Origin of the sequence: Rhodococcus wratislaviensis (assembly GCF_041228765.1) — a bacterium.
GTDB classification, from domain to species: Bacteria; Actinomycetota; Actinomycetes; order Mycobacteriales; family Mycobacteriaceae; genus Rhodococcus_F; species Rhodococcus_F wratislaviensis.
The window spans coordinates 7,523,172-7,544,205 of record NZ_CP150488.1; the positions used below are offsets into that span (position 1 = coordinate 7,523,172).

Annotated in this window: 17 protein-coding genes; 6 read left to right on the plus strand and 11 right to left on the minus strand. The window is 68.7% G+C overall.

The window, feature by feature from the left end; genetic code table 11:
- Positions 1–26: 26 nt before the first annotated feature.
- The 5 genes from WKC72_RS34610 to WKC72_RS34630 all read right to left on the minus strand — a co-directional run bounded on the left by WKC72_RS34610 (position 27) and on the right by WKC72_RS34630 (position 5,510).
- Positions 27–527 carry a hypothetical protein gene (locus WKC72_RS34610; RefSeq protein WP_037232982.1) on the minus strand — a complete coding sequence of 167 codons (501 nt, stop codon included), beginning with the start codon at positions 525–527 and terminating at the stop codon, positions 27–29.
- A gap of 151 nt (positions 528–678) precedes the next feature.
- Positions 679–2,508 (minus strand): phosphoenolpyruvate carboxykinase (GTP), encoded by a 1,830-nt coding sequence (locus WKC72_RS34615; RefSeq protein ID WP_037232979.1) that lies wholly within the window; start codon positions 2,506–2,508, stop codon positions 679–681.
- A gap of 274 nt (positions 2,509–2,782) precedes the next feature.
- Positions 2,783–3,094, minus strand: a complete 312-nt coding sequence (locus WKC72_RS34620; RefSeq protein WP_081792402.1) for a DUF6802 family protein — start codon at positions 3,092–3,094, stop codon at positions 2,783–2,785.
- A gap of 95 nt (positions 3,095–3,189) precedes the next feature.
- Positions 3,190–4,638, minus strand: a complete 1,449-nt coding sequence (locus WKC72_RS34625; RefSeq protein ID WP_370181047.1) for a hypothetical protein — start codon at positions 4,636–4,638, stop codon at positions 3,190–3,192.
- Positions 4,635–5,510, minus strand: coding sequence for a hypothetical protein (locus WKC72_RS34630; protein WP_370181048.1), 876 nt, complete (start codon positions 5,508–5,510; stop codon positions 4,635–4,637). Before WKC72_RS34630 ends, WKC72_RS34625 begins: the two co-directional genes overlap by 4 nt.
- A gap of 121 nt (positions 5,511–5,631) precedes the next feature.
- Between WKC72_RS34630 and trmB the strand changes: the two genes are divergently transcribed.
- From trmB to WKC72_RS34645, 3 genes are read left to right on the plus strand one after another with little or no spacing between them, the layout of a single operon-like run.
- The gene (gene trmB / locus WKC72_RS34635; protein WP_174233853.1) at positions 5,632–6,408 is read left to right on the plus strand and encodes a tRNA (guanosine(46)-N7)-methyltransferase TrmB; all 777 of its coding nucleotides are present in this window, start codon (positions 5,632–5,634) and stop codon (positions 6,406–6,408) included.
- Positions 6,405–7,136 carry an NYN domain-containing protein gene (locus WKC72_RS34640; RefSeq protein ID WP_112301029.1) on the plus strand — a complete coding sequence of 244 codons (732 nt, stop codon included), beginning with the start codon at positions 6,405–6,407 and terminating at the stop codon, positions 7,134–7,136. The genes trmB and WKC72_RS34640 overlap by 4 nt, the downstream gene beginning before the upstream one ends.
- 10 nt (positions 7,137–7,146) lie before the next feature.
- Positions 7,147–10,152, plus strand: coding sequence for an MMPL family transporter (locus WKC72_RS34645; protein WP_370181049.1), 3,006 nt, complete (start codon positions 7,147–7,149; stop codon positions 10,150–10,152).
- Here WKC72_RS34645 and WKC72_RS34650 read toward each other — a convergent pair.
- From WKC72_RS34650 to WKC72_RS34670, 5 genes are all read right to left on the minus strand, one after another.
- Positions 10,127–11,983: a DUF2339 domain-containing protein gene (locus tag WKC72_RS34650; RefSeq protein WP_370181050.1), complete on the minus strand. Its 1,857-nt coding sequence runs from the start codon at positions 11,981–11,983 to the stop codon at positions 10,127–10,129. The genes WKC72_RS34645 and WKC72_RS34650 overlap by 26 nt on opposite strands.
- A gap of 66 nt (positions 11,984–12,049) precedes the next feature.
- Positions 12,050–12,700: a DUF1707 domain-containing protein gene (locus WKC72_RS34655; protein WP_037232929.1), complete on the minus strand. Its 651-nt coding sequence runs from the start codon at positions 12,698–12,700 to the stop codon at positions 12,050–12,052.
- A gap of 61 nt (positions 12,701–12,761) precedes the next feature.
- Complete coding sequence (locus tag WKC72_RS34660) at positions 12,762–13,430, minus strand: response regulator transcription factor (protein WP_037232927.1); 669 nt, start codon at positions 13,428–13,430, stop codon at positions 12,762–12,764.
- Positions 13,423–14,625, minus strand: a complete 1,203-nt coding sequence (macS, locus tag WKC72_RS34665; protein ID WP_128639758.1) for a MacS family sensor histidine kinase — start codon at positions 14,623–14,625, stop codon at positions 13,423–13,425. The genes WKC72_RS34660 and macS overlap by 8 nt, the downstream gene beginning before the upstream one ends.
- Positions 14,609–15,850 carry an AI-2E family transporter gene (locus tag WKC72_RS34670; protein ID WP_128639759.1) on the minus strand — a complete coding sequence of 414 codons (1,242 nt, stop codon included), beginning with the start codon at positions 15,848–15,850 and terminating at the stop codon, positions 14,609–14,611. The genes macS and WKC72_RS34670 overlap by 17 nt, the downstream gene beginning before the upstream one ends.
- A 188-nt stretch (positions 15,851–16,038) precedes the next feature.
- Between WKC72_RS34670 and WKC72_RS34675 the strand changes: the two genes are divergently transcribed.
- The 3 genes from WKC72_RS34675 to WKC72_RS34685 all read left to right on the plus strand — a co-directional run bounded on the left by WKC72_RS34675 (position 16,039) and on the right by WKC72_RS34685 (position 20,189).
- Positions 16,039–17,496, plus strand: a complete 1,458-nt coding sequence (locus WKC72_RS34675; protein WP_370184628.1) for an adenylate/guanylate cyclase domain-containing protein — start codon at positions 16,039–16,041, stop codon at positions 17,494–17,496.
- 28 nt (positions 17,497–17,524) lie between these two features.
- Complete coding sequence (locus WKC72_RS34680; RefSeq protein WP_037232923.1) at positions 17,525–18,658, plus strand: YbhN family protein; 1,134 nt, start codon at positions 17,525–17,527, stop codon at positions 18,656–18,658.
- A 130-nt stretch (positions 18,659–18,788) separates the two neighbouring features.
- On the plus strand, positions 18,789–20,189 hold the full coding sequence (locus WKC72_RS34685; protein ID WP_370180111.1) for an IS1380-like element ISRop1 family transposase: 1,401 nt from the start codon (positions 18,789–18,791) through the stop codon (positions 20,187–20,189).
- A gap of 171 nt (positions 20,190–20,360) precedes the next feature.
- On the opposite strand, the gene WKC72_RS34690 is transcribed toward WKC72_RS34685, so the two are convergent.
- Positions 20,361–21,032, minus strand: coding sequence for a FadR/GntR family transcriptional regulator (locus WKC72_RS34690; protein ID WP_370181051.1), 672 nt, complete (start codon positions 21,030–21,032; stop codon positions 20,361–20,363).
- Positions 21,033–21,034 lie beyond the last annotated feature (2 nt).

Genomic DNA, 21,034 nt, shown 5'->3' on the forward strand with positions numbered 1-21,034 from the left:
GCTCGCCGCCGGTTCTGCGGGTCTAGCTAGCTGCCGAACTGGACCCCACCCAGCGGGCCGCCGACCAGGACGATCTGCGGCAGCGTGGTCTGAGGGTTGGCGACGGTGGTCAGCGACAGGCATTCGCCGAGGACCGCGTACGCGCCGTCCGGAAGTTCCGGTGTGGTGAACGTCTTGACCGCGTTGCCTGCCGCGTTCGCGACGACGCGCTCGATCGGGTTGGTGGCCCACGCGACGAATCCCGGTTCGAGAACGACGGTGGGATCGGCGAGCACGGCGGGCAGCTTGGTGGCGTCGAATGCCACCGCACCGCAGGACTGGGCGTCCAGCAGATTCAGGACGTTGGGGTTGGTGACGGTGATGCCGAGGGTGTTTCCGTCGACCGCGGTCACCACGGTGGGAGGCTGGACTTCCGGTGCTGCGGAAGCGGTCGCCGGCATGGTCATGGCTACGGTGGCGGCGGCTGCGGCAGCGAGTGCGGCACCTCCGGCGAGTCGTTTCATGCCCCTGGTGGTCCCTGTCTGCATCTGCAATCCTTTCGTCGGGTGCGAGCTTCGAGAATCGAGGCTTTACAAACCGAATGGTATGCGTTTACTGCAGACATCTCCCCTGAAACGACGAATGTCACAGTGGTTCAGTCGAACTGAACCACTGTGACATTCGGTCACCGGGGAGGGACTAGCTCAGGCGCTGCTTCAGGGCCTCGAACTCGTCACGGATACCGGAGGGAACCTTCTCGCCGAGGAACTCGAACCATTCCTCGATGAGCGGCAGCTCCTGCTTCCACTCGTCGACGTCGACCTTCAGGGCCTCGTCGACATCGTCGGCGTTGACGTCCAGGCCGCCCAGCTCCAGATCGGCTGCGGTCGGAACGAATCCGATCGGGGTGGACTCGGCGCCGGCCTTGTGCTCGATGCGGTCGACGATCCACTTCAGCACGCGGGAGTTCTCGCCGAAACCGGGCCACAGGAAGCGGCCGTCGTCGCCGCGACGGAACCAGTTGACGTAGAAGATCTTCGGCAGCTTCTCGGAATCCGCGTGCTTGCCGAGGTTGATCCAGTGGTTCAGGTAGTCGCCGGCGTTGTAGCCGATGAACGGGATCATGGCCATCGGGTCGCGGCGGACGGTGCCGACGGCACCCTCGGCGGCCGCGGTCTGCTCGGACGACAGCGTCGCACCGAGGAACGTGCCGTGCTGCCAGTCGAAGGACTCGCTGACCAGCGGAACCGTGGTCTTACGGCGTCCACCGAACAGAATCGCGGAGATCGGAACACCCTGCGGGTCGTCCCACTCGGGAGCGAGGATCGGGCACTGCGACATCGGGGTGCAGTAGCGCGAGTTGGGGTGCGCGGCCTTCTCGCCCGACTCGGGCGTCCACTCGTTGCCCTTCCAGTCGGTGAGGTGCTGCGGGTCGCCCTCGAGTCCCTCCCACCAGACGTCGCCGTCGTCGGTCTGCGCGACGTTCGTGTACAGCGAGTTGCCGGCCTCGAGCGTCTTCATCGCGTTCGGGTTCGACCCGTAGTTCGTGCCCGGCGCGACACCGAAGAAGCCGTACTCCGGGTTGACGGCGTACAGGCGGCCGTCCTCACCGAAGCGCATCCACGCGATGTCGTCGCCGAGGGTCTCGGCGCGCCATCCGGGGATGGTCGGCTGGATCATCGCGAGGTTGGTCTTGCCGCAGGCGCTCGGGAACGCGGCCGCGATGTAGTACGGCTTGTCCTCCGGGGAGATCAGCTTGAGGATCAGCATGTGCTCGGCCAGCCAGCCCTCGTCGTGGGCCATCGCCGACGCGATGCGCAGCGAGTAGCACTTCTTGCCGAGGAGGGCGTTTCCGCCGTAGCCGGAACCGTAGCTCCAGATCTCGCGATCCTCGGGGAAGTGGGTGATGTACTTGGTGTCGTTGCACGGCCACGGGACGTCCGCCTGGCCCTCTTCGAGAGGTGCGCCGACCGAGTGCAGCGCCTTCACGAACGGCTTGTCGGTGCCGAGCTTCTCCATCGCGGCGGTACCCATGCGCGTCATGATGCGCATGGACACGACGACGTACTCGGAGTCGGTGATCTCGACACCCAGCTTCGGGTCGTCGGCACCGAGGGGGCCCATGCAGAACGGCACCACGTACATGGTGCGTCCGCGCATGCTGCCGCGGTAGAGGTCGGTCATGAGCGACCGCATCTCGGTCGGGTCCATCCAGTTGTTGGTGGGCCCGGCGTCGATTTCTTCACGCGAGCAGATGTAGGTGCGGGACTCGACGCGTGCGACGTCCGACGGGTCCGAGTTGCCGACGAACGAATTCGGCTTCTTCTCGTCGTTGAGTCGCGTGAACGTACCGGCCTCGACGAGCTGCTCGGTCAGTCGATCCCATTCTGCGTCCGAGCCGTCGGCGAAGACGACGCGGTCGGGCTGAGTGAGTTCGGCAACCTCTCGAACCCAGGCGAGCAGCTCACTGTGCTCCGTGGGGGGCGTGCCGTCAGTTCCGTTCAGACCGGGAATGGTCGCTGAGGTCATCAAACTCTCCTGGGGTGAGCCGGAACCGGACCATCTGCCGTCCGCTGAGAGAACCTCGCAGCGAGTGCCAGACGGTCCGATTTCCCCTCTCGGCGGGGTCCAGCCAGGCCGTCCATGCCACATGGAAGACGCGGGCGCCGGGTGTCCTATCCCTAGAGGTTAACGCCGCGAGTCCCATCTCGGGGAATCGGGTGCGGTTGGAATGGTCACAGAAACGATTCAGTAGCGCTGCCAGGGGCCTTTCCCGGGTCTGGAGTGCGGATTTCGGAGGTGTTCAGCCGTTACCGAGAGTCCCACCATCGGTCTGCTGCCAGTGCACGACGCCGTCGCCGTCGCGGCGAAACTCCCAGGACGCGTACGCGCCGTCCTCGTGGATCATCGTCAGATGGTCTGCGTCGCCGTCCGAGTCGAGGTCGGAGGCGATGACGACGGCGTCGCCTGCGTCGAAGGTCTGCGTGTCCAGGACGCCGTCTCCATCGATGTCGTGGGTCGGATCGGTGAGCGCGACCGCGCCGGAATCGGGACCGAAAGTGTTCGGATCGAGGTCCGGCACGTCCGGGACCAGAAAACTCTCAGTCGTCGCCACCGCGGTCTCCCTTCGCATTTCGGACCAGTTTCCCGCACAAATCAAGACATATCAACACGATCCCACACGAAAGCGGGCGAACATCGGTCAGACACCTATGTATTCAGACGTTCGACGCGGCGATTCGGTTCCCCAAACTGCAGGCGGACCTCCTGCAGCCCACGATCGACGGCCCCGAGGTCGCGTTCGCAGGACGACAGCTGACCGTTGCGCCTCGCGACCAGGCGCCGGAGTTCGACGTCGATCTGCGCGACCCGCTCGTCCACGTCCCGGGCGCAGACCCGGCTCTCGGCGATGATCGCCTCGCTCACCTGAGCTTCGGCCGCCAGCAACCGGCCGAGGACGAACTGCTCCCACTGGGACCGCACGTGCACCAACGCCTCGGTGGCCCACTGCCGCACGTGGGCACGCTCGGCGACGTGCCCGCGCGCCCGCGTCAGCCACCACGCCGCGACGGCCCCCAGCGCGAGGGTCAGCGGGATGGTCGCGATGTCGAGCGCGGGCACCATCGACAACGGCGAGACCACCAGTCTGCCCAGTCCGAGCCCGGCGGACGCACCGATCAGGATCGTCATCCGGTCTTCGAGTCCGCGGTGTCGCGGTTCGGGTCCGTCCGGCACAACCGGCTCCGGCAACGGAACGGCGGTCTCGGGCGCGGACACGGTGACGCCGACCCGCGACCGCAGGTCGTCGAGGCGCGCGGTCACCGCGGCATCGACCGCACCGCTTTTCTCGCGCACCATCTCGGCCAGCCGGTCGGGGTAGCCCGCAAGAGTCCCGCGGCCGGCGCGGTCGATCTCGGCGCGTGCAGTGGTTCCGGCCGCGCGACACTGGGCGGCCACCTCGTGCATCAACTCGACCTTCGCGAGTTGGACCTGACCGCGGAGCTGCGCGACCCGTTCGGTGCGCCGGCCGTCCCGCAGCGTCAGCGCGCGAACCCGCTCGGCGCGCAGTTCCGCGCCGGGCTCGGTCTCCCGCACGGACTGGGCGGTGGCCACGATCATGCGCCGGGTCTGCTCGAGCACGGTCAGGGTGGCGGAGCGCGGGTCGGGGGCCTGGGCTCGGGCGGCACGCAGGAGTGCCGAAAGCAGCGCCTCGACCCCGGAGCCACCCGCCGCCACCGGGTGGATCTCCGCGTCGGCGAATCGTGCCGCATGCCCGGCGAGGAGGGCCCGGTTACGTTCGCTCACCCCTGCCCAGTTGCGGTGGACATCGGTCTTGGAGAGCGCGAAGACCACGGGAACGGCCGGTCGCGCGACGACGTCGAGGACGGACAGCTCCTCCCGTCCGAGTGGTGCCGCGGCGTCGAGCACCATCAGGACCACCCGGGCGTCGATCGGGTCCTCCACGAATGTGAGCGCGGACGCGTCGAGCGCGCGGAGCCCGCCGGCGAGGGTGGTCTTCCCGGCGCGCCGCGGCCCCGCCACGAACACACCTCGCTGCGGGGCTTCGCCGGACTTCAGCCGGGCGACGCCGTCGGGGTTCCACCGCGTCACCACGTCGACGGTCTCCGCAGGGAGATCGGACAGCTGTTGCGTCGTCACGTTCCGGGGCTGCCGCTCAGCTGCTGCCAGACGCGAACGTAATGGCGCCGGACGTCGACGACCGCGCGGCGCCGGCGGGCCGTCGGCTGCCGGGCGAGTTGCGCCCGCCACCAGTCGGCGCACCGGGCGGCGTCCGCGGCGCTGCGCGGTGGCTCCGGCGCCTCCGCGATGCAGTCTGCGAGATGCAGCCGGGCCGCGGAGGCGGCGAGCGCGACGGCGTGGTCGCCGGCGAGATACCGCTCCAGCACGTCGCGGGACGCCGGGCTCCGCGCCGCCTGCGACCGCAGTGTGTTCAGCAGGGTCTCGGCTCGGCGCGCCCGGGTTCGTGCGATCCGGCCGGAGACTGCGGCCGACACCGCGTCGATTCCGGACTCCGGAGACCTTGCTGCGATCGCGAGTGTTCCGATGAGGGGCAGAGCCGGGAGGCCACCTTCGTCCGAGCACTCGGCGGCACGCGCGGTCGCCGTCGCCCAGGCGTCGGCTGCCGCGCGCGACGCGCCCAACGTGTCCGACTTGTTGAGAACGAATAGAGCCTGCGCCGGATCAAGCGTCCGCACGGCGTCCCGGTCGGCGTCGCGCACCGACTCGACGAGGACGTAGACCACGACGTCGCCGTCCAGTGTGGGGTCGGGTGCGCCGGGCACGTCGACGGCGTCCGACTCCTCCACGACGGCGTCGGCGATCCCGTTCGCGGTCAGCGCCGCGGCCACGGTCGACCTGCCCACACCCGCTCGACCGGCGGTCTGAACCCTGATCGGCGCCCGGAACGCGGCCACGGCACCGCGCACACGGTCGCCGGCAAACCCGTCCAGTGCCGTCACGCGTTCGGCGAGATCCGCCAATTCCCCGCCCCCGGCGTCTGCAGTGCCCATGACGCAGTCACCCCCTTCGTCCCGCGCCGATTCTGTCAGACTCACCCCGAATCGGCGTGCGCAACCGTGCAGGCTGGGCACCGGATTACCGAAAAAGTCTCAAGGTGAACTTCAGACCCGTATGCCAGAAATGCCCCTCATGCGTGACAATGGTCCGGTGAACCACGCTGATCAGGATGCACCCGCCGTCCCCGAGGAGGGGCAGACGAAGGACTCGAAGGGGTCCCGTCTCCACCCGAGGGTGACAAGTTTCCGCTCGCGCAGGGGCGCTCTGACCGCGGCGCAGCAGGAGTCGTGGGACCGGCAATGGCCCCGGATCGGCGCGGACGTCTCGGACAATCGCCTGGATGCGCCGTCGTGGTTCGGCCGCGACGCCCCTCTGATCCTCGAGATCGGCTCGGGCACGGGCACCGCCACCGCGGCGATGGCGAAGGCCGAACCCCACGTGAACCTCATGGCCGTCGAGGTCTACCGGCCCGGGCTCGCACAGTTGCTTCAACAGATCGAACGGGACGAGATCCCGAACATCCGGGTCCTGCGCGGCGACGCGATGGATGTCCTGGAGAACATGATCGAACCGGAATCGCTCACCGGAGTCCGTGTCTTCTTCCCGGACCCGTGGCCGAAGGCCCGTCATCACAAGCGGCGCCTGTTGCAGTCCCCCACTTTCGCCCTGATCGCGAGCCGCCTGCAGGCCGGCGGTGTGTTGCATGTCGCAACAGACCATGCCGAGTACGCCGAGGCCATCGCCGAAGCAGGCAACGCGGAACCCCTCCTGACCTCCCTCGACTGGGAATCGCCGATGACGCACGAGCGTCCGGTGACGAAGTTCGAAGACAAGGCCCACCAGGTCGGCAGTGCGATCACCGAGTTGATTTGGGGGAAGATCAGGTCATGAGCGTCAGCGAGCAGTACTCCGACATAGCCGGCGCGGTCCCGGCAGGCACCGCGGTGTCGTCAGGATCTCCCGCGGCGGGTGCACGTGACGGACGCCACCAGAAGCGGGTCCTTCTCGTCTGGGACGCACCCAACCTCGACATGGGTCTCGGCGCCATCCTCGGTGGCCGGCCCACGGCTGCCTACCGGCCACGATTCGACGCGCTCGGCCGCTGGCTGCTCTCCCGGACCGCGGAACTGTCCGCGTCCGGCACCGACACACTCGAACCCGAGGCGACGGTCTTCACCAACATCGCGGCTGGCAGCGCCGATGTCGTGAGACCGTGGGTCGAAGCCTTGCGTAATGTGGGCTTCGCGGTGTTCGCCAAGCCGAAGATCGATGAGGACAGCGACGTCGATTCCGACATGCTGGACCACATCGCGCTTCGTCACGGCGAGGGGCTGGCCGGTGTCATGGTCGCCTCCGCCGACGGTCAAGCGTTTCGCGAACCGTTGGAGGACATCGCCGCGACCGGCATTCCGGTCCAGATACTCGGGTTCCGCGAGCACGCCAGCTGGGCGGTCGCGTCCGACCTTCTGGACTTCGTCGATCTCGAGGACATCCCCGGCGTGTTCCGGGAGCCACTCCCTCGGGTCAGCCTCGACACACTGCCCGACGAGGGTGCCTGGTTGCAGCCGTTCCGACCGCTTTCCGCCCTGCTCGTCGGGCGGAAGAGTGCTGCCGAGTAGGAGTTGATCAGTGTTCGCGAGCTGGGGAAGCGTCGTCTACCGGGCCCGATTCACCGTCATCGGCATCATGGTTGCCTTGTTGCTCGGTTCGGCCGCGTACGGCCTGGGCCTCGAGAAGCATCTCAGCCAGAGCGGCTGGGACGATCCGGGCTCGGAGTCGGTCGCCGCGGCCAAGCTGGCTGACGGCGCCTTCGGTCGCGACACCAACAGCGACGTCGTGGCGCTCTACACGGCGCCCGAGGGCAAGACGATCGAGGACCCCGAGTTCCAGGCGAAGGTCGTCGAGAACCTCGAGCGGCTGGCCGCGGAACACCCGGACAAGATCCTCAAGATCAACGGCGGTTACTTCAAGGTCGGCAGCGCACCGCAGCTGGCGTCCGCCGCGGACGCCGACAAGCAGCACGCGATCGAGAGCATCGCGATCGTCGGCGACAACGACACCGAGGTCACCGCGAATTTCCGCGACGTCAAGGACGAGTTCTACATCGACGGCGTCGACGTGCAACTCGCCGGCCTCCAGCCCGTGTCGGGTGCGCTCAACGACACGATGGCCACGGACATCAGGCGAATGGAGCTCCTTGCGATCCCGGCCGTCGGCATCCTGCTGTTCTTCGTGTTCGGTGGTGTCGTCGCGGCGGCGCTGCCGCTGATCATCGGCGGCCTGACCGTGGTCGGGGCCAACGGGGTCGTCCGGTTGATCACCAACTTCACCGAGGTCAACTCGTTCGTCGCGCCCGTCGTCTCCCTCGTGGGGCTGGGTCTGGCCATCGACTACGGGTTGTTCATCGTCAGCCGATTCCGAGAAGAGATGGCGGAGGGGTACGACACCCGCTCCGCCGTCCGCCGAACGGTGATGACCTCGGGCCGCACCGTGGTCTTCTCGGCGACGATGATCGTCGCCAGCCTCGGCGGTCTGCTGCTGTTCCCGCAGGGCTTCCTGAAGTCCGTCGCCTACGGCGCCATCGCCACGGTCGGCCTGGCGGCGCTGACGTCGGTCACGATCCTGCCCGCGATCCTCGGCATCCTCGGCAAGCGCGTCGACGCCCTCAGCCTCGACCGTTTCCGTCAGACCAAGAACACCGAGGAGATCGAGGCGAGCATCTGGGGCCGGCTCACCCGCTGGGTGATGCGTAACCCGCTCAAGGTCACCATCCCGATCGTCGTGGGTCTGCTCCTCCTCATCGTGCCGCTGACGGGCATCAAGTTCGGTGGCATCAACGAGACCTACCTCCCCCCGGACAGCTCGACCCGAGCCGCGCAGGAACAGTTCGACGAGATCTTCCCGAACCTGCGCACCGAACCGGTCAAGCTCGTCGTGTCCGACGCCGACAACAAGGCGCTCGGCCAGATCATCAAGGAAGCCAGCGGCGCGCCGGGGCTGATCGAGCGCTTCACCCCGGAGGGCGCGGCCAAGGACGGTGTGGTCGTCCTCAAGGCCGGCCTCGTCGACCGCAACGAGTCGAAGCCGACCATCGACTATCTGCGGGCCATGGACAGCCCGGACGGCGTGCAGGTGCTGGTGGGCGGCACCCCCGCGATCGAGCAGGACAGTATCGCCGCGCTGCTCGACCACCTGCCCACGATGGTGATCTCCGTCCTCGTCCTGACGACGCTGCTGATGTTCCTGACGTTCGGCTCGCTGGTGCTGCCGATCAAGGCGGCGTTGATGAGCGCGCTCGGCCTCGGGTCCACGCTCGGCATCCTGACGTGGATCTTCATCGACGGTCACGGTTCGGAGTGGTTGAACTTCACCCCCGGCCCGATCATGTCGCCGGTGCTGGTGCTGATCATCGCGATCGTCTACGGCCTGTCCACCGACTACGAGGTGTTCCTGCTCTCGCGCATGGTCGAGGCACGGGCGCAGGGGGCGAGTACGACGGAGTCGATCCGCATCGGCACGGCGCACACGGGCCGCATCATCACCGCGGCCGCGCTCATCCTCATCGTCGTCACGGGTGCGTTCGGATTCTCGGAACTCGTGATGATGAAGTACATCTCCTACGGCATGATCGCCGCGCTCGTCATCGACGCGACCCTCATCCGTATGTTCCTCGTGCCCGCCACGATGAAACTCCTCGGCGACGACTGCTGGTGGGCGCCTGCGTGGATGAAGCGAATCCAGGAGAAGACGGGTCTCGGTGAGCCCATCCTCGACAACGAGCTGATGCCTACCGACGTCCCGGAGCTCACCCCGATCGGTGCCGTCCCGCCGCAGCGCAAGCTCGCGGCGCCGCCCGCACCCCGCAAACCGGAACCGCTCACAGAACCGATCCCGTTGGTCACCGCGCGGGCGCTGGCCGCGAAGATGTCCGAGGACGACGCGAAGGCGCGCCGGGCGCAGAACGAGGCCCGCCGGTCGGCGACCGGCCGTCCCGCCCGGGCACCGGAGGAGATCGAGGACACTCCGCCCGCGGAACCGCAGACCACCGTGCTGCCGCAGCCTGCTCCGCCGCGTCCGGCGCCGACGCAGTCGCGCCCCGCACCGCCGTCGCGCCCCGCACCGCGGCCCCGTCCGGCGGCCCCCGCACCGCAGCCCCGTCCGGCGGCCCCCGCCCCGGGTCCGGCAACCGAGTCACGTCCCATCGAGAGTTGGCTCGCGGACCTGCGGTCCACATCGGCCGCCGAACCGCGACCGATCTCCTCGCCCGCCGAACCGCGACCCAGTGCGTCGGCGCCGTCACTGCCGACCCGCTCACCGCGTTCGGTGCCCGCACCGTACGAGCAGGAGACCCCCCAGTCGTCCCCTGCCCGCCCGGTGCCGCCGATCCCGTCGAGGCGTCGCGCCGCCGAGCCTTCGGAACCCGTGAACGGCGGCAGGCGCACCAACGGCACACCTGCCAACGGAGCTCCGGCCAACGGCGCACCTCCCAACGGAACGCCGGCCAACGGCTCGCGTCGCCGCAGCGTCGAGGAGCCGCCCGTCGATCCGGACGACGCCTCGAGCGGCAGGCACCGCGCGGACGACGGCAACGCCGTCAGCGTCAGCGAACTCATCGCTCGGCAGAACCGGCGCTGACGGAGCCGTTCGGCATTCCCCGTCCGGCCTCCCGCTCCGCGAATTCACGCGCGTAGCGGGTGCCGGCGAGGAGCAACAGCAGTCCGACCACGAGGAACGCGAGGACGCGGAACAGGCCGTCGAGGGTGGCCAGGTCGAACAGGAACAGTTTCGCCAGCGCCGCGGCGGTCAATCCCAGTCCGACCCCGAGTGCCGTGTGCGCGTAGTCGCGGCGGGCAAGTCCGAACACCAGTGCCGCCGTCGCCGCCGCCATCCACGCGATGGTCGCGGCGCAGTGTCCGGCGATGAATCCTGCCGACGTCCCGGTGAGCGCCGTGCCCGCGGACACCGTCGCCGTGGTGACGGCGTACAGGATCACCAGCCCGGCAAGCACCCACCACGGCTGGGCGATGGTGTCGCTCAACAGTTTCAACGTGTGCGCGTACCAGACGAACAGGAACACGGTTCCCGCCAGCACCAGCGAGGACAGCACCGTGGTCACCCCGAGCGAGTCGAGCGCGCTGTACTCGTCGACGAGGACGAACGGCGGCGCGGTGATCACGAAGGCGAACCCGCCGACGACGGTGAAGACCGCGCCGACGGCATACGCGATCCGCGAGTCCGCCTGCCCGCCGATGGTGAGGAACAGTGCCGCCACCCCGAGCAGGACGAGCGGCGCGAGGTCTTCGCTCGATCCGATGAGGCAGGCCTCGAGGAGGGCGAGGGTACCCACGCCCGCGAGCGCGAACCGTGCGTGTCGAGGCAACGTCCGCGCCGCCGCGAACGCGGCGAACATCGCGGCCGCCAGTGCCAGCGCGATGAGCGTGGACCCGAGCCGGTCGAAGAGGTGGCCGATCACCAGCGTCGGGACGGCCGTGGTGACGATCATCGCGGTCGCGGTGACGTCACGAGAATTGCTGCGCAACAGGATGATCGACGAGACGAGTCCGCACAGGGCAACCAGTGCGGCGGACGCGAGCAGCCAGAACCTCTCCGGCCGGTCGGACAGTCCGGAACTCGCGATCGCGATCAGCAACGCGATCACCACCGGGCACGTCCGCGCGATCCCCAGGTACAGCCAGTCGCGACCGAGTTGCGCGGGGAAGCTGGCGACCTGGATGACGAACAGGAATCCGATGAGGGTCAGCGTGATGCCCTCGGTGAGGACGGGGGCGAGCACGGCGGCGCCGGTCACCACGAGCAGCGCGAGGGGCTGCGAACCCCACCTCACCGCGAGTGCGACACCGGCTCCCGCGATCCCGAGTGCCACGACCATCGCGAGCACCGGCAGCAACCAGTGATAGACGACCGCAACGGCCACGACGTCGAGGTAGGCGCCGGCGATACCCGTTGCCGCGAGCGCGATCCCGCCGACCCGGCCGCCGGGCCGCCCGAAGACACGGGCACCGGTGTAGACGAGACCGGCCGAGAACAACCCGCCCGCCACGACGCGCAGTTCCGGACCGAAGAATCCGGCCTGCGCCGCCAGCACCAGCAGCATCACGACACCGATCAGGGTGACGGCGACACCCGCGACGGCCAGCACGCGGCTGATCACCCCGTCGCGTTGCCACCAGGGTTCGCGAACTACCCGGGGAGGGGGCGTCGGAACGGGGCGGTACGGGACGGCCGGTGCGGGCGGCGGGGCGAGCGGGGGTGCCTGCGGCACCGGCGGTCGGTACATCGGCTGCGGCACCGGCTGCGGTTGGGGCTGCGGCATGCTCGCGAGCTGCGCCTGCAGGACCGCGAGGTTCTCACCCACGTGGCGCATCTGCTGCCCGAGCGCCGAGAAGTCGCCGGAAAGCTGCGCGACCAGCCGCGGGTCGATCGAAGGAGTACCAGGTGTGGACATGGATCAATCGTCCTGCGGCAACGGCCCCCACACATGAGTAGGCCTACTCGAGAGGCCTGGGTCGTGCTACCCGAACATTCGCCGAATCGAGGTGCCGAAAGGGTGTTTGGCGGTCACGTTCCCGAACCTGACCTTGCCCCGGACGACGACGTGCAGCGGACCGATGGGAGGGCCGGTCCGCACCTTGTTGGTCGCGGAACCGCCGACCGTTTCGACGCCGTTGAGGTCGACCGTCGCCTCTTCCGGCACGACCAGCGAGATCGTGCTCGCGTAGTCGTCGATCGTCACGTGCACCACCTGCGTGGTCATGACGGCCCGCGTGAAGTCGAGCGTCACCGTCGACAGCCGGGTGTTCACCTCGAGTGCGGGGGGAACGTTCCACGAGCCGGTGCGGCTGACCGACGACATCCGGCCCCGGATGACGTCGCCCGGCGGCGGCGCGGGCGACCGGTGCGCGACCGGCGGAACCGGGGGCGCCGGACGAGACACGTACGGCTGGTCGGGGTACGGCGGCGGCGTGAACTCGGAGATCAGCTGGATTCCCGGCAGATCCACCAGGACGACGTTCAGCTCCGCCCGCGTCTTCGCGGCGAGTGCCGTGTCCATCCGTTCGGTGAACTCACCGAGCGAGAGCATCCCCTGGCCGACCGCCCGCTGCAACAGTTCGCCGACGTGTTCGCGCTCCGCATCCGATACGCGTAGGTCCCGTGCCTCCATACCGACCAGGTTAGCGCCCGTGAGTACTTATTAACCGCCCGTGGTTAACAAGTACTCACGGCTACTCGAGGCCCTGCTCGATGGCGTACCTGGTGAGCTCGACGCGGTTGGCCAGCTGCAGCTTGCGGAGGGTCGCCTGGACATGGTTTTCGACGGTGCGGTGACTCAGCGACAGTTTGGTCGCGATCTGCTTGGCGCTGAGCCCCTTCGCGACGAACCGCAGGACCTCGGTTTCCCGTTCCGTGAGTTGGGGAACGGCGGGGCCCTGCTCGTCGGCGGGCGCACTCGACATCCGGCGGTACTCCCCCAGCACGAGTCCGGCGAGACCCGGTGTGAACACCGCCTGCCCCGCCGCGGTGGCCCGCACCGCGTCCAGCAGTTCCTCCACGGACGCGCTCTTCACGAGGTACCCGGACGCACCGGCCTTGACCGCGTCGAGAACGTCGTCCCGTTCGGACGACGCCGACAGCACCAGCACCCGGCTGTCCGGCGACACCTCGAGGACGGCGGCGGTGGCCGCGGCGCCGTTCCCATCGGGCAGTTGCATGTCCATGAGCACCACGCCGGGACGGGTCGCGGCCGCCCGGCGTCCCGCGGTGGCGACGCCGTCGGCCGTGGCGACCACGGTGAACCCGGCGCCTTCGAGGTCGCGGGCCACGGCGTCCCGCCACATCGGGTGGTCGTCGACGACCATCACGGTGATCTGCTCGTCGGTCTCCGTGTCACCCATGCGTTTCGTCTCCCTTCGGCACGCGGATCTCCCACTCCGTGCCCTGCCCGGGTTCGGTGTCGAGTTCGGCGGTGCCGCCGAGCGCACCGACGCGGCCCAGAATGGATTTCGATACTCCCATGCGACCCTCCGCCTCCGCCTCGGCCAACCGTCCCGGAGCGATTCCGCTGCCGTCGTCGCGGACACTGACGATCACCTCGTCGCCCAGATCCTCCAGCAGCACGTAGGCTCTGGCGCCGGTCCCCGCGTGCAGTGCGACGTTGGACAGTGCCGTGTCGACGATCGCGACGAGTTCCGTCGCCCGGCCGCGTTCGATCGTCACCGGATCCGCGGGGGTCGACACGGACACGGTGGTGCTCGCCCGCGTGCCCAGCAGCAGTCGCAAGTCGATCGCGCTCCCACCCAGATCCGAGGCCACGCCCGCACCCTGCTCGGAGATGAGCATGCGCAGCGCCACCTCCTGCTCGCCGGCGAGATCCGCGAGTTCGGCTGCGGGTCCCCCGATCTCGTTGCCGCGGCGGCGGACGAGCGCGAGCACCTGCAGGACGCCGTCGTGTACCTCTCGGGCCAGACGTTCCCGTTCCTCGGTGGCGGCGGCCAACCGCACCGCCTGCTCCAGCTGGGCCTGCGCGCGCCTCGCGGTGGTGGTGGCGAGCCCGAGCGCCAGACCCACCGACACCAGGACCGGCGCCGTCGCGTCCCGCCACAGGTCGAGGTTGACCTGGTCGCGCACCACCGCGCTCACCGTCGCCATCAGCACACCGGACGCCATCCCGAGCCAGGGTCCACCGAAGACGGCGGCGGAGATCACCGCGTTGGTGACCCACAGCGTCGTCGGCAGAGTCTGATGATTGTTGTACCAATCATGATCGGAGACAAGACGAGTCGACGCCATCAGCGCGATGACGATCAGCTGGTCGGCGATCACCACCTGGTAGCGCGGGACCTTCCCGTGGGACAACAGGACCGCCGAGAGTCCCGACCACACCGCCATCAGGGCGACGAGGAACCAGCTCAGCCGCTGATGGGTGTAGTACTGCACCGACACGAACTGATAGCTGATCGCGTACACCAGTGTGACGAGGCGGAATGCCTGCGCCGCCCGCCACAGCGGTGCGTCCGGCTGGGTGTCGAGCTCGGTCGTCGCTCGCGGGCGGTAGTGCAGTCGGGTGCGGTGCTCATTCCGGTCGGTCATGGGTCTGCGCAGTGTCGTCGAGGTGCGGGCCGCCGGGGTGCGGGCCGCCGGGGTGCGGGCCGTCGGCCTCGGCCGGATAGAGCGGGACCGCCGGATCGTCGACCTCGAGTGCGTCGTAGGTGGCTTCGGGATCCGTGGACAGCAGCGAGCGCACCGCCGTGTTGAGCAGCGCGACGATCGGCACCGCCAGGAGGCCGCCGACGATCCCGGCGAGCACGATGCCGGTGGTGATGGCCAGCACCACTGCGAGCGGGTGCAACCGGACCGCACGCCCGAGCAGCAGGGGTTGCAGCACATGGGCCTCGAGTTGCATCACCCCGATGATGATGCCGAGCACGATCAGCGCGGTGAGGAATCCCTTGGTGACGAGGGCAACGAGCACCGCGAGGAACCCGGTGAGGAACGCACCGACGATCGGGATGAACGCACCGATGAACACGAGCGACGCCAGGGGTAGGGCGAGCGGAACCCCCAGGATCGCGAGTCCCGCGCCGATACCGACGGCGTCCGCGGCGGCCACCGCCACCGTGGCCCGGACGTATCCGATCAGCGAGCCGAACCCCTGGCTCCCCGCCAGCCGGACCCGCCGCCGTGACGCGGTGGGGACGAGGCGGGTGACGAACTCCCAGATCTGAGTTCCGCCGTAGAGGAAGAAGATGAGGGTGAACAGTGTCAGCAGGGCACCGGTGAAGATCTCGCCGACGACCGTGGCGGTGGTCAGTGCCCCACTCGTCAGCTGCTGGCGGTTGTCCTGGATGGACTTCACCACCGAGTCGCCGGCCTGCCGGATCTGATCCTCGCTGAAGTGCAACGGGCCGTCGGTGAGCCACCCCTGGATCTGTGTGACGCTCGCCTCGAACTGTTCGGTGAGGCCGGGAAGACCCTCGATGAACTGCTCGACGACGAACGTCATGATCCCGGCGACGATGCCGATCGAACCGATGAGGACGACCAGGACGGCAGCAGACCGCGGCACGCCTTTGCCCTGCAGCCAGTCGACGAGCGGCACCAGCAGCGCCGACGACAGCAGCGCCAGACCCACCGGGATGAGGACGGTGTCGAGCCTGGTCACGATGTATCCGAGGGTCAGCAGGCCCGCGAAGATGACGAGGAGCCGCCACGTCCACTCGGCCGCAACCCTCACCACCGGATGCACGGACGCCGAGGGGTGACTTCCGCCCTGTGTTACCGCGGCAGTGTCCGAGCGTTGCTCGTTCGCGTTCACCTGCGGAGCGTATCGAGGTTCGGACAGTGCCGGGCGATCCGCGCGGGAAACACGCGCGCAGGGCACGCATATGAGCCGTTAGGGGGACGTGTCCTACGCCACCCGATACACCCCCCGCTAAATTGAACGGCGTGCGGAAATCCTATAGAGCGATCGCGGCGACGGTCCGCAGCAGATGGCCGCTCTATATGGTGTCGATGCTCCTCGCCAATTTCATCGGCGCCATCCTCGTTTTCGCGTTCGTGCGGTACGGCGTGCCGATCCCCGAATCGCAGGAAATCATCGCCGACCGGGTCCGCAACGTCGCGATCTTCGGCGGCTATCTCGCGTTCGCCGCCGTGGTGAGTCTCACGGCCGCGGCGATGATGCTGCGGTCGGTCGTGCGCTGGCAGTTGCGTGGGGGTCCGCCGACGCGCAGCGAACAGATGTCGGCGCTGCACGCACCGCTGCGACAGGCGATCGTGCACCTGGTGCTGTGGATCCTCGGCGGCATCATCTTCGTGCTGCTCACCATCACCGAGATGCCGGAACTCGCGGTCGCGGTGATCGTCACCGTCTGCATGGCCGCGACCACGACGTTCGGTTTCACGTACATGCTCGGCGAGCGCATCCTGCGACCGGTGGCCGCCCGCGCGCTCAGCGAGGGCGAGTTCGACCGGACCATGGCACCCGGCGTCGGCACCCGGATGGCCATGACGTGGGGGCTCGGAACACTGATGCCCGTCATCGGCATCATCCTGCTGTGCGTGACGCAGATAACCACCAACCTGGTGTTCTCCCCGAACGCGCTCGCGTGGGCGATCATGTTGCTGTCGATCATCGCGATCGCGCAGGCGTTCGCGCTGTCGATGCTGACGGCCAGCCAGATCTCCGACCCGATCAAACAGCTGCGGCGGGCCATCGAACGCGTCCAGCGCGGTGCCACCGACGTCCGCGTCGAAGTGTTCGACGGCAGCGAGATCGGGCGACTGCAGGTCGGGTTCAACCGCATGATGCGCGAATCGGACGAACGGCGGCTGCTGCGCGAACTGTTCGGCCAGCACGTCGGCGAGGACGTCGCGCGGCGGGCACTGCAGTTCGGTACCGAACTCGGCGGGGAGACGAGGTTCGTCGCGGTGCTGTTCGTCGACATGGTCGGCTCCACCGGCGCCGCCGCGGAGCGTCCCCCGGGCGAGGTCGTGAACCTGCTCAACGAGTTCTTCCGCGTCGTCGTCGACGTGATCGACCGGCACCACGGGTTCGTCAACAAGTTCATGGGTGACGCGGCTCTCGCGATCTTCGGTGCCCCCCTCGACCGCCCCGACGCGCCGACGGCGGCGCTGGCGGCGGCCCGGGAGCTGCGGTTCGCGTTGAACGAGATCACCGGCCTCGACGTCGGCATCGGCGTCTCCGCAGGCCTCGCCGTCGCCGGCAACATCGGCGCCGCCGAACGCTTCGAATACACGGTGATCGGCGACCCCGTCAACGAGGCGTCGCGGCTCACCGAACTCGCCAAGCTCCACCCCAGCCGCGTGCTGGCATCGACGAGTGCCCTGTATTTCGCGGACGACGACGAACAGGCGCACTGGGAACTCGGCGAACAGGTCCAGTTGCGGGGGCGTCGCCGCAACACCCATCTGGCTTGGCCGGAGGACTATCCGGAGTAATCCGCTACCCGTTGGTTACGCTGGCCAGGTGGCCCAGCCTCGATCCGACCCGCCCACTGCCGAGCCTCCTCGGCAGCGAAGCCGATACTGGTGGATCAAATGGCTACTCGGCGCCGGCCTCCTTGCCCTGCTGACCGTCGAGGGCATCTACCTGTGGCCCACGCTCAGCGACTCGTGGAAAGCACTCACCGAGATCCACTGGGGGTGGGTCGCGGCATGTATCGCAGCCCAGGCCGTCTCCCTGAGCGGGTACGGCGCGGTCCAGCAGCGACTGCTGCAGGCGGGTGGTGTCGTCGTCAGCCAGCTGAAGTCGGTGTCGGTGATCTACGCGAGCACCGCGATGGCCGTGAGCCTGCCTGCCGGTCAGGTGTTCTCCACCGCCTTCACTTACAAGCAGACCCGCAAGTGGGGTGCCACCCCCATCGTCGCGTCCTGGCAGCTGGCGATCTCCGGAGTGATCGCCGCGGGCAGCCTCGCACTGCTCGGCGCCGCGGGCGCGTTCGCCGTGGGCACCAAGGTGAGTCCGGTCACGCTGGCACTGTCGCTGGTGGCCGCGTTCGGCCTGTTCTACGGGCTGCGATACATCTCACGTAACCCCGACTCGATCGAGTCGATCGGGCATTGGGTACTCACCCGATACAACAAGTTCCGCAAGAATCCCCCCGAGACCGGCGTCGAGCGGTGGAAGGAAATCCTGAGCCAGCTCGATTCGGTCGAGCTGAGCCGCAAGGATTCCGTCATCACGTTCGGGTGGTCGGCGGTGCACCGGCTCGCCGACGTCGCGTGCCTCGGTTTCGCGTGCTGGGCGGTGGGCGCGGAACCGTCGTTCGCCGGTCTGCTGATCGCGTTCGCCGCAGCCAAGGCGGTGGGCAGCATTCCGCTGGCCCCGGGCGGGCTGGGGTTCGTCGACGGCACCCTGATCGCCACGCTGACGGCGGCGGGAGCCACCGCGTCGCAGGCCCTCGCGGCCGTGTTCGTCTACCGCATGGTGAGCTACATCCTCGTCGCGCTCGTCGGCTGGGTGGTCTTCCTCATCCTGTTCCGGCACAACCAGCACGAAGACCTGGAGATGGACCTCGAGTTCGAGCGCCGGGAGCAGTCCTCACCGACCACCAAGCGCACGCCACACACCGGGGACCCCGAGCCCGACACCCAGCCGTGAGTACCTCTTAACCTGGATCCACCGATGTGGTGTCGGGGTAGGTGAGTCGAAACGGCGAGATGCCCTTGCGTGCTGAAAGAATTGGACTTCTCACAGAACCAGTTCGATCGACACGAAGGGCATCTCTAGGGTGCAACTATCCCACACCCACCCGGTGACGGCCTCGGCGTTCGACGACCGCAATCTCCTCGCCGCGGCCGGACTGGTCCCGGTCCTGGGGTTGGCTCAGGACTGCGGCCTCGATGACCTGGCAGACGAGCATCTGACGCTGCCCACCGACAAGGGCGCACACGCGGGCCGGAAGGTGACCGCACTGGTAGCGGGCATGGTCGCCGGCGCCGACAGCATCGACGACATGGCGCTGCTGCGGCACGGCGCCATGCCCACGGTATTCGACCGCCCGTACGCCCCGTCGACGCTGGGCTCCTTCCTGCGGACGTTCTCCTTCGGGCACGTCCGCCAACTCGACGCCGTCGCCGCCCGATTCCTGCAAGGCCTGGCCGAACGAACACCGCTGGTCGGTGGGCCCGAATCAGGTGGGCGGATCCTCGTCGACCTCGACGACACCATCGTCGAGGTGCACGGGCACGCCAAGCAGGGTTCGGGCTACGGATATACGGGGGTCCGGGGGTTGAACGCGCTGATCGCCACCGCCACCACCGACGGGCGGGCACCGGTGATCGTCGGCCAACGCCTGCGCCGCGGCGGCTGCGGATCCCCACGCGGGGCATCCCGGATGGTCAGCGACGCCCTCGCCACACTCGGCCGCCTGCGCCCGCAGCTGTCACCGGGGTCTGTGCTGGTGCGGGCCGACTCGGCCTTCTACGGGCACCCGACCGTGTCCGCGGCACTGCGCTCCGGCGCCGACGTCTCGGTCACGGTGCGGATGACCGCGACGGTGAAGGCGGCGATCGCCGCCATCGACGAGGATGCGTGGACCCCGATCGAATACACCGACGCCGTCTACGACGAACAGGCCGGCCGGTGGATCTCCCGCGCCGAGGTCGCCGAGATCGACTTCACCGCGTTCACCCGCCTCGCCTCCGAGCGGACACCGGGCCGGTTGGTGGTGCGCCGCATCCCCGACCTGCGGGAACACACCGATGGTCAGGGCACGTTGTTCGACGCCTGGCGGTTCCACGCGTTCTTCACCACCACCGACCCCGCCGTCCTGGACACCGTGGCCGCGGACAAGATCCACCGCGGGCACGCGATCATCGAGCAGGTCCACGCCGACCTGAAGAACTCCGCGCTCGCGCACCTGCCGTCGGGGCGGTTCGCCGCCAACAGTGCCTGGCTGGTGCTTGCGGTGATGGCGTTCAATCTCACCCGCGCCGCCGCCACCCTCACCGGGGCCCGCCTGGCCAAGGCGACGACCGCCACCATCCGCCGGACCCTGATCTCGGTCCCGGCGCGGATCGCGTCCTCGGCCCGCCGCCTCACCCTGCACCTGCCGCGGCGCTGGCCCTGGGAATCCGAATGGAACCAACTCTTCACCCACACCCGACATCGAAGACCCCAGGTCACCTAATCCGCCCGGCCACCCCCGGCCCCGACCCGAAAGACCCAGTGGAACAACCCGACACATCGGTCGGGCGATCACCCACACCCCTGACAGCCCATCAACGGCCACAACCGAACCCATCACCCGACCCGCCCCTATCGGTGGATCCAGGCTTAACCGCCGGACGTTAACAAGTACTCACGGGCGGCGAAGCCGCATGAGGTGCTCGGTACTGACCCTGACGGCCTCCCCGGCGTCGCCGTCGGCGATCGCCTCCACCAGAAGTCGGTGGGCGTCGGCCTCAGGCTCGCTGCCCACGCTCAGGTCCAGCGTCGCCGTCAGGTCGAGCATCGCTTCGCGCAGCCGCGGGACGAACGTCTCGAACAATTCGGTCAGCACCGGGTTGTGCGCCGCGACCACCACTGCGCGATGCAGCGCGATGTCTGCGTCGACGAATGCGGCGGCACCGGTCCCGGACGCCGCGGACCGCGCGTGCAGCGCCTGGCGCAGCGCCGCGACATCTGCCTCGTCGCGCCGGGCCGCCGCCAGCCGGGCCGCCTCGATCTCGACGGTGTGGCGCACCTCGACGACGTGCCGGATCTCCTCGGTCCGGAGCACCCGGTCCCAGTCCTGCCGCGGCGTCGACCTGCGGAGGAACACGCCGGCCCCCTGCCGTGACTCGACCATGCCGAGACCCGCGAGCATCCGGACGGCCTCGCGGACGGTCGACCGTCCGACGCCCAGTTCGGCCGCCAGCGTCGTCTCGCCGGGCAGCTTGGCGCCGACCTCCCACTCACCGCTCGCGATCCGTGAGCGCAGCAGGTCCGCCGCCTGGTCCGTCAGCAGGTGGCGTCGTATCGACGAGGTCACGC

Excerpts from the sequence above, each read along its gene's own strand:
- WKC72_RS34615 (WP_037232979.1), bottom strand. The coding sequence starts at position 2,508 with ATGACCTCAGCGACCATTCCCGGTCTGAACGGAACTGACGGCACGCCC.
- trmB (WP_174233853.1), top strand. The coding sequence starts at position 5,632 with ATGCCAGAAATGCCCCTCATGCGTGACAATGGTCCGGTGAACCACGCT.
- WKC72_RS34655 (WP_037232929.1), bottom strand. The coding sequence starts at position 12,700 with ATGGAGGCACGGGACCTACGCGTATCGGATGCGGAGCGCGAACACGTC.
- WKC72_RS34660 (WP_037232927.1), bottom strand. The coding sequence starts at position 13,430 with ATGGGTGACACGGAGACCGACGAGCAGATCACCGTGATGGTCGTCGAC.
- macS (WP_128639758.1), bottom strand. The coding sequence starts at position 14,625 with ATGACCGACCGGAATGAGCACCGCACCCGACTGCACTACCGCCCGCGA.
- WKC72_RS34630 (WP_370181048.1), bottom strand. The coding sequence starts at position 5,510 with ATGGGCACTGCAGACGCCGGGGGCGGGGAATTGGCGGATCTCGCCGAA.
- WKC72_RS34650 (WP_370181050.1), bottom strand. The coding sequence starts at position 11,983 with ATGTCCACACCTGGTACTCCTTCGATCGACCCGCGGCTGGTCGCGCAG.
- WKC72_RS34675 (WP_370184628.1), top strand. The coding sequence starts at position 16,039 with ATGGTGTCGATGCTCCTCGCCAATTTCATCGGCGCCATCCTCGTTTTC.
- WKC72_RS34640 (WP_112301029.1), top strand. The coding sequence starts at position 6,405 with ATGAGCGTCAGCGAGCAGTACTCCGACATAGCCGGCGCGGTCCCGGCA.
- WKC72_RS34610 (WP_037232982.1), bottom strand. The coding sequence starts at position 527 with ATGCAGACAGGGACCACCAGGGGCATGAAACGACTCGCCGGAGGTGCC.